Origin of the sequence: Phytoactinopolyspora limicola (genome assembly GCF_011320225.1) — a bacterium.
Classification (GTDB): domain Bacteria; phylum Actinomycetota; class Actinomycetes; order Jiangellales; family Jiangellaceae; genus Phytoactinopolyspora; species Phytoactinopolyspora limicola.
The window spans coordinates 141,181-149,715 of sequence record NZ_JAAOEN010000012.1; the positions used below are offsets into that span (position 1 = coordinate 141,181).

General features: G+C 67.1%; 8 protein-coding genes. 1 reads left to right on the forward strand and 7 read right to left on the reverse strand.

All coding sequences use genetic code 11. The features are described 5' to 3' along the window. Nucleotides 1-4: 4 nt before the first annotated feature. Nucleotides 5-1,351: an ABC transporter substrate-binding protein gene (locus G8760_RS22790; RefSeq protein WP_166355127.1), complete on the reverse strand. Its 1,347-nt coding sequence runs from the start codon at nt 1,349-1,351 to the stop codon at nt 5-7. Between the two features lie 90 nt (nt 1,352-1,441). Further along, nucleotides 1,442-2,323 (reverse strand): MurR/RpiR family transcriptional regulator, encoded by an 882-nt coding sequence (locus tag G8760_RS22795; RefSeq protein ID WP_207782623.1) that lies wholly within the window; start codon nt 2,321-2,323, stop codon nt 1,442-1,444. Between the two features lie 307 nt (nt 2,324-2,630). Here G8760_RS22795 and G8760_RS22800 point away from each other — a divergent pair, with 307 nt between their 5' ends. Beyond that, entirely contained in the window at nt 2,631-4,187 is a 1,557-nt protein-coding gene (locus G8760_RS22800) for a SulP family inorganic anion transporter (RefSeq protein ID WP_166355128.1), read from the forward strand. Between the two features lie 243 nt (nt 4,188-4,430). Here the strand turns inward: G8760_RS22800 and G8760_RS22805 are convergent, their stop codons facing one another. The 5 genes from G8760_RS22805 to gap form a co-directional block, all read right to left on the reverse strand. Continuing rightward, entirely contained in the window at nt 4,431-4,772 is a 342-nt protein-coding gene (locus G8760_RS22805; RefSeq protein WP_166355129.1) for an RNA polymerase-binding protein RbpA, read from the reverse strand. Nucleotides 4,773-4,824: 52 nt separating this feature from the next. Beyond that, nucleotides 4,825-5,049: a preprotein translocase subunit SecG gene (secG, locus tag G8760_RS22810; RefSeq protein ID WP_166355130.1), complete on the reverse strand. Its 225-nt coding sequence runs from the start codon at nt 5,047-5,049 to the stop codon at nt 4,825-4,827. A gap of 63 nt (nt 5,050-5,112) precedes the next feature. Further along, nucleotides 5,113-5,895: a triose-phosphate isomerase gene (tpiA, locus tag G8760_RS22815; RefSeq protein ID WP_166355131.1), complete on the reverse strand. Its 783-nt coding sequence runs from the start codon at nt 5,893-5,895 to the stop codon at nt 5,113-5,115. Between the two features lie 4 nt (nt 5,896-5,899). Next, nucleotides 5,900-7,087, reverse strand: a complete 1,188-nt coding sequence (locus G8760_RS22820; protein WP_166355132.1) for a phosphoglycerate kinase — start codon at nt 7,085-7,087, stop codon at nt 5,900-5,902. Nucleotides 7,088-7,107: 20 nt separating this feature from the next. Then, a complete protein-coding gene (gene gap / locus G8760_RS22825) occupies nt 7,108-8,109 on the reverse strand; it encodes a type I glyceraldehyde-3-phosphate dehydrogenase (RefSeq protein ID WP_166355133.1) in 1,002 nt (333 codons plus the stop codon). Between the last annotated feature and the right edge of the window lie 426 nt (nt 8,110-8,535).

Here is an 8,535-nt window from a genome sequence, read left to right on the forward strand (position 1 = left end):
CCCGCTACCGCTGGAAGGGCTCGTACCAGGCTTCCGCCGAGCGCTGTACGGTGGCGATGACCTCGTCGAGGTCGATCGCGTCCACGTACATACCCTGCAGCGCGTTCTCGAACTCCTCCTTGGTGTCCGGCTGACCGCCGGCCAGGTCGATGTGCATCAAGGTGGGCACCGAGCCGGTCTCGTTGAGATCGATCAGGCTCTGGACCAGTTCGTCGTCCACCTGCACCCCGGGTACCGGGCTGGTGCGGGCGAAGTTCTCCGCGAAGGCCTGGCCGAACTCGTGGGTGGCCATGAACGCCAGCAGCCGCTCCGCTGCCTCGACGTTGTCCGAACCGGCGACCGCGGCGTAGGCGCCATCCACCCACGTGCTCACCTGGGGCTGACCGTCCGGCGTGTCCGGGAGGGCCGGGATGATCCCCATGCGCAGATCTGGGTTCAGCTCCCGCAGCGGCGCGATCCGGTAGTCACCGTTGATGTACATGGCGGCATCCCCGACGGCGAACATACCGCGGGCCTCGTCGTCGGAGATCCCCACGAAGTTCGGCGGGAAATACGGCTCGAGGTCGACCATCCGCTCGACCGACGCCCGGAACTCGGGTGCGGTGAAGTCCACCTCACCGGCGCGTAGCTGATCGATGAAGTCCGGCCCGTAAGCGCCGGGCGCCACCGCGGCATGGGTCAGCGACAACAGGTACGCCGCGTCGCCGGCTTGCGCCACCGGGGTGACCCCTTGTGCCTGCAACTCCTCCGCGGCCTGCAACAACTCGTCCCAGGTGGTCGGCACGTCGACGCCGTGTTCGTCGAAGACGTCGACGTTGTACAGAGTGACGGCCGCGTTGAGCGCCAACGGCACGCCGTAGATCTCGCCATCGCTGCCCCGCACCGCCTCGAGGTACTCGTCGTCGATCGCGTCGAGTCCGTCGAGACCGGTGATCGGCTCCAGATACCCCTGATCGGACAGCAACTGGCCGCGCGCGTAGGAACGCATCTGCACGATGTCCGGGCCGCTGCCGGCCTGGAGCGCGCTCTGCAAGATCTGGTCGTAGTCGGTGGAGCTGAACGGTGAGAAGTCAACGGTGATGCCGGGGTACTGCTCCTCGAACGCCGCGAAGATCTCCCGATATCCCTCGGCGTCCTCCGGTCGCCAGCTGTACACCTCGAGGGTGACGTCGTCGAACTCCGCGGCATCCACGTCCGGGTCGGTGGCATCGTCCGGAGACGTGTTCTCGCCCTGACTACCACCGTCATCGTCGTCCGTACCGCCGGCGTCGTCCTGGCCACATGCAGCCAGGACCAGGGCGGCCGTGGCAACCAGTGCCGCACCCCAGGTGGCTCTTCTTCTCGTGCGCATACGGTCCTCCTCATCGAAAACGTCTGGGTGTTGAAATGTCGGAGCGGTCGTTGCAGCCCGGCACCGGCACAGGGTGCGGGGCGTTCCCGGTCAGTGCCGGGTTGATCCGCCGTGGCCGCGCCGGCCAACGGCGTCGAACGTGACCTCTAGGGCGCGCAAAGTCTCGTCGTACGAGCGTTGGGCGACCCCGACGAACAAGATGTCGGCCACCGTGAGCTGAGCGTGGTGGCTGGCCATCGCCCCCACCCGGAAGGTGGTTTCGCGCGCGGCGGTGGTCAACACGTAGTCGGCCTGCTCGGTGATCGGCGAGCGGGCGAAGTTGGTGATAGCGACGGTGACCGCGCCGCGGCCCCGGGCCTCGGCAAGGGCATCCACGGTGTCGCTGGTGGCGCCGGTGTACGACACCCCAATGGCGACGTCGTCGTCGCTCATCAGCGCAGCCGTGGACAACGCCTCCCGCACATCCGACCAGGCGAAAGCTTGCCGGCCGATCCGGCGCAGTTTCAATCCGAGGTCGGCGATCACCAGCCCGGAAGTGCCGACACCGAACAGATCGATCCGGCGCGCCGCCGACATCACGTCCACCACTCGGGCCAGGCTTTCCCGGTCGATACCCTCGACGGTCTCGGCGATAGCGCGGGAGTCGGCCGCCGCGATCTTGCTGATGATCTGATCGAGATCATCGGAGCGCTCGACGTCGGTGCCGACGAGCCGCTCGGTGCTGGCTTCGTTCCGGCCCATGTCGATGGCGAGGGCCAAGCGCAGCTGTGCATATCCGGAGAATCCGGCCGACCGGCAGAACCGCACCACCGTGGCCTCCGAGGTACGGGCCGCCCGGGCCAAGGCCGTGATGCTGGCGATGGCGACCCCGGCGGGATCCTCAAGCACGGCTTCAGCTACCCGGAGCTCCGCCGGGTTGAGCGACGGCAACAAACCCCGAACTCGCACCAGCGTGCCTTTCGATCCAGCCACGGCGCCACCTCCTGGTGAAAACTTACGACGCGATGGAGGTGTCGTCAAGAAAAACTTCTTCATGAATCTTGTCGGCCGGTTTCACGCTCCCCCGGCGGGCCGGGCCAATCCCACCCAAGTTGGTGGGTTGAGCCGGAAATGACCCCCGTGACCAGGCTCGACGCACGAATGGCACACACCACATGGCATCGGCGGTTACGTTGAGAGCACAACACCGGCAGAACCGCTGAACGCCGTCCCGAACCGACCGACAGGAGCGACTCAACGTGCCTTCGGCCTTCCCCGCCCTGGCCGGTACCCACTAGCCGTGACATCGCCGCCACCGCTGCCGCCCCGCAGGCGCCGGATCATCCGGCCCGTCCGCGGTGACCTGATCGCCGGCATCAGCGTCGCCATGGTCCTCATCCCGCAATCACTCGCCTATGCCGAACTCGCCGGGTTGCCTCCGGTGCATGGCCTCTACGCTGCCGCGGCGGCACCGATCGCGGCGGCGCTCATTGGCTCCTCGCCCTATTTGCAGACCGGGCCGGTGGCGCTGACCAGCCTGCTCACGCTGGGCGCCCTGGCACCGTTGGCGGCCACCGGCTCGGCGACGTTCGCCGGCTACGCCGCCATCCTGGCCGTCCTGGTCGGTGTCGCGCGAGTGCTGCTGGGTGCGCTCCGTTGGGGCGCACTCGCGTACTTCATGTCGATTCCCGTGGTATCAGGGTTCACCGTCGCCGCCGCGGTGCTTATCATCGCCTCCCAGGTGCCCCACCTCGTCGACGCGCCGTCGGTCTCAGACAGCCCCACCCGGGCGGCCGCGGATGCGCTGTCTCACCCCGACCGGTGGAGTGCCACCACCATCCTCGTGGGCGTAGCCGTCATACTGATCGTTCTCGTTGGGCGACGGATGTCCGCTCTCGTCCCGTGGGTGCTGGTGGCCACGGTTATCCCACTCGTCGCCAGCCAGGCCGGCGCCCTCGACGTCACGGTCGTCGGGGCGATCCCCGCGGGCCTGCCCGACCTGTCACTCGATCTACCGTGGTCGGCCACCCCCGATCTGATCGTGCCTGCCCTGCTGATCGCCCTGGTCGGATTCGCCGAACCAGCGTCGATCGCCCGTCGGTACGCGATCACCGACCGGCAGGCGTGGAACCCCCACCGGGAGTTCATCGGACAGGGGTTGGCCAACCTGGCCGCAGGTGTCGCCGGAGGCTACCCAACCGGTGGCTCGTTCTCCCGCTCCGCACTCAACCGGCTGTGCGGTGCGAAGACCCGATGGAGCGGCGCGGTCACCGGGGCCACCGTCATCGCCGTTCTACCGTTCGCCGACGTGCTCGCCGAGCTTCCCGTCGCGGTGCTCGCGGGCCTGGTCATCGTCGCCGCGATCTCACTCGTCGACCTGCGTCCGTTCGGAGAGTACTGGCGCAACTCGCGCCCACAGTTCCTCGTGGCGGTACCAACCGCCGTGGCGACGCTAGCCTTCGCGCCGCGGATCGAGCGTGGCCTGCTGGTGGGGATCGCGCTGGCCTTCGCGGTGCATCTATGGCGGGAGATGCGGATCGACCTCACCACCCGGCGGGCCGGCCCCACGCTGCACGTCCACCCGGAGGGCGTGCTCTACTTCGCGTCAGCTCCGATGCTCGACACCCGGCTGACCGCGTTGCTGGCCGAACATCCCGACATCACCCGGGTAGTGCTCGACGTGCACCGACTCGGCCGCCTTGACCTCACCGGGCTCATGGCGCTGCGCGGTTTCGCCGAGCATGCACGTGGCTTCGGCGTGGAGGTAGAAGTACACAACGTGCCTGAGCACGCCCGGGCACGCGCCCACCGGGTGCTAGACCCGGTGTGCCGACTGGTGACGACCGAACCGGACTAACCGCCGGAACGACCCGCGGTGGCCACAAGGAGGCTTACTGCACCACCGCGCTCGCCACAAGGAGGCTTACTGTCGCCATAGCAACCACAAGGAGGCTTACTGCATCACGGCGCTCGCCATAAGGAAGCTTGTGGCGAGCGCGGTGGCCGCCTCGCATGCGCACAGGCGGGTTCCCGTGGCGGGTTCCAGCGATGGCTGTCCCGCAGCGGGTATCCCGTGGTGGTTGAGTTCGACGTCGGGCCCTCAGAGGCGGCGGCGCTGCCGCAACGCCGCCAGCGCCTCTTCGAGGATGGCCTCGCCGTCTTCCTCGCTACGCCGCTCTTTGACGTAGGCCAGGTGCGTCTTGTACGGCTCCGACCTCGGCAACGGCGGCGGATTCTCTTCGTCCTGACTAGCCGGTAACCCACAGCGGGGACAATCCCAGACGTCAGGCACGTCGGCTTCCAGCGCGAAATACGGGGCGCTGACGTGTCCTTGCACGCAGTAGTAGGTCACCTGACGACGAGGCGCGGCTTCACCGCGCTCGTCCTCGCCCATCGGGCCAGCTCCTACCCGGCTTCCCCGGATCGCGTTTCCACCGGCCACCTGTCGGTCCCTCCACGTTGAGTTCGGGTGACGTTTGGCTAGACCTCGGTTGTCACGCCATCAACCCCAGCGCGACGATGCACGACACCCAGACCAGGCCGACCGCGACGGTCAGCCGGTCGAGGTTACGCTCGGCGACCGACGAGCCGCCGACCGAGGCCGACATCCCGCCACCGAACATGTCGGACAGGCCACCGCCCTTCCCCTTGTGCATCAAGATCAGCACGAGCATGAGCACGCTCGTGATCACGAGGAGAATCGCAAATAGCAGCTTCACGTTGGTGAGCCTCATCCTTGTCGAACGAGTGGCGGTCGAGCGGCCGTAAGTCTACCGCGATGATCAGCCCCGGTCGAAGCGGCAGATCGCGGCGAACTCGTCGGCGTCGAGACTGGCGCCGCCCACGAGCGTGCCGTCGACGTCCGGCTGGTCCATGATCGGGCCCACATTGGCCGCTTTCACCGAGCCACCGTACAACACCCGGACGGCCGAAGCCACCTCGGCGTTGTACAACACGCTGATCCGGGTGCGGATCTCCGCGGCCATCTCCTGGGCGTTGTCCGGGGTGGCGACCTCACCCGTGCCGATAGCCCACACCGGCTCGTACGCGACCACCACCGAACTCGCCTGGGCGGCGGGAATTTCCGCGAACGCACCGTCGAGCTGAGCCAGCGTGTGCGCCACCTGGTCGCCGGCCTGGCGGACCTCTAGGCCCTCCCCGACACAGAGGATAGGTGTCATCTCGTGCCGCAGAGCGGCCTTCACCTTAGCGTTGACCAACTCGTCGGACTCGGCATGATGCTGGCGCCGCTCGGAGTGTCCAACGGCCACGTACGAGCAGCCCAGCTTCGCCAAGAAGGCGCCGGAGATCTCGCCGGTGTACGCGCCGGAATCATGCGCCGACAGGTCCTGCGCCCCATACGCGAGGTTCAGCTTGTCGCCATCGATCAACGTCTGCACCGACCGGATGTCGGTGAACGGCGGCAGCACCGCGACGTCGACCTTCTCGAACGTCTCGGCGTCGAGCGAGAACGCCAGCTTCTGCACCAGCGCGATCGCCTCGAGATGGTTCAGGTTCATCTTCCAGTTGCCGGCCATCAGGGGCCGGCGCGGTGTCTTCGCCATCAAGTCACTCCAAAACAGAAAGGCCTGGGAGAGTTTTCCCCTCCAGCAATTCCAGCGACGCGCCGCCACCGGTCGAGATGTGAGTGAACGCGGATGCGTCGAGGCCGAGCTTGCGGACCGCGGCGGCGGAGTCTCCCCCGCCGACCACCGTGGTGCCGTCGACCTCCGATATCGCCCGGCCGATCTGCTCGGTTCCAGCGGCGAACGGCGGTAGCTCGAATACACCCATCGGACCGTTCCAGACGACGGTCCGGGCGTCGGCCAGCTTGCTCCGGAACAGTTCGATGGTGGCCGGACCGATGTCGAGGCCCTTCTGATCATCCGGGATCGCCGATGCGCTCACCACCGACGTCTCGGCATCCGCGGCGAGCTCGGCTGCGATCACGACGTCAGTGGGCAACACGATCTCCACACCCGACTGCGCGGCGCGCTCGAGGTAACCACGGACAACGTCGATCTGATCGGCCTCCAGGAGCGAACCTCCGACGCCGTACCCGCGCGCGGCGAGGAAGGTGAACGCCATGCCGCCACCGATCAGCAGCCGGTTCACCTTGCCGAGCAGGTTGTCGATGACGCCGAGTTTGTCCGAAACCTTCGACCCGCCGAGCACCACGACGTATGGTCTGGCCGGCGAGACGAGTACCTTGCCGAAAGCCTCCATCTCGGCCTCGACCAGTTCACCAGCAGCATGCGGCAACCGCTGAGCGATGTCATAGACGCTGGCCTGCTTGCGGTGGACCACACCGAACCCGTCGGAGACGAAGTAGTCGCCCAGCTCGGCCAGCTCGTCGGCCATCGCGCCGCGCTCAGCATCGTCCTTGCTGGTCTCCCGGGCGTCGAACCGCACGTTCTCCAGTAGGGCCACACCGCCATCACCCAGGGCACCCACCGTTTTGTGGGCGCTGTCTCCGACGACGTCGGTGGCGAAGGCGACATCGGTGCCGAGCAGCTCAGCGAGCCGCTCGGCTACCGGTGCCAGCGAATAACGCGGGTCGGGTTCACCCTTCGGACGGCCCAGGTGGGCCATGACCACGACCCGGGCGCCGGCGTCGGCCAGCGCCCGGATGGTCGGCACCGACGCGCGGACCCGGCCGTCGTCGGTGATGGTGGAGCCGCTCAGTGGGACGTTGAGGTCCGAACGGACGAGGATCCGCTTGCCGCGCGGGTCCCCCAACCTGTCGATCGTTCGCATGGTGGTTGGTTCCCGGCCGCTTAGAGGGACTGGCCCACGTAGCGGGTGAAGTCGACCAAGCGGTTGGAGTAGCCCCACTCGTTGTCGTACCAGCCGACGATCTTCACCTGATCGCCGATGACCCGGGTGAGGCCGGAATCGAAGATGCACGACGCCGGGTCGGTGACGATGTCGGACGAGACCAGAGGCTCCTCGGTGTAACGCAGGTAACCCTCCAGCGGCCCTTCGGCAGCGGCCTTGAACGCGGCGTTGACCTCGTCGACGGTGACCTCACGAGCAAGGGTCGCGGTCAGGTCGGTGGCCGAACCCGTCGGCGTCGGAACCCGCATGGAGAAGCCGTCCAGCTTGCCCTTGAGCTCCGGCAGCACCAGGCCGATCGCCTTGGCCGCACCAGTGCTGGTCGGCACCACGTTGATCGCCGCGGCCCGGGCCCGGCGGAGGTCTTTGTGCGGGCCGTCCTGGAGGTTCTGATCCTGCGTGTAAGCGTGGATGGTGTTCATGAGACCACGCTCGAGGCCGAACGAGTCGTTGAGCACCTTGGCCATCGGCGCCAGGCAGTTGGTTGTGCACGACGCCATCGACACGACGTGGTGGTTGGCGGGGTCATAGGTCTGGTGGTTGGCGCCCAACACGAAGGTGCCGTCTTCGTTCGTGGCCGGCGCCGAGATGATCACCTTTTTGGCGCCCGCGTCGATATGCGCCTTGGCCTTCGTGGCGTCGGTGAAGAACCCGGTGGATTCGATAACGACGTCCGCGCCGAGGTCTTTCCAGGGAAGATTGGCCGGATCACGCTCGGCGAGCACCTTGAAGGTCTGCCCACTCGCGGTGATGGAGTCTTCGCCGGCGGTGACATCCTGCTGCACGCCGAGAATGGAATCGTACTTGAACAGGTGTGCCAGGGACTTGGCGTCGGTGAGGTCGTTCACGGCAACGATGTCGATGTCGGTGCCCTGCGCCAGCAAAGCGCGCGCGTAGTTGCGGCCGATACGCCCGAAGCCGTTGATACCTACACGAACGGTCACGGTGGATCACTCTCCTTCTCACGTTTCAGGGTGTTGACGTGCCCGTGGTCTTCCCACCCCGTCGTGGTGACCCGGATCAGACCCTATGGCATACCCATCGGTTCCGCGTCATCACGGTCACGTCGACGTCCACAAGGTGGTGATCGTCGCGCCGCGACGCCGGCACTCAACACCGGCGCAGGGGCAGCCTGGCCGAGTACGTTGCGTGCAGGTCAACGCTACATGGCCGGACTGTTTCCGTGGGCGTCACTCGCCGCCATTAGATTAGGGTTGCGGCCCCGGCCCAAGGGGATAAACCGGGGCCGCAACGGAGGCCCGACGCGTGGTGGGGGTAGTCGCGTCGGGCGCTTTCGACCGTCCTGGTCAAGGTCAACGCCCCCTGCCAGGACGGTCGGTCTGGTTCGGCGGATCGTCCGGCTGGCCGGA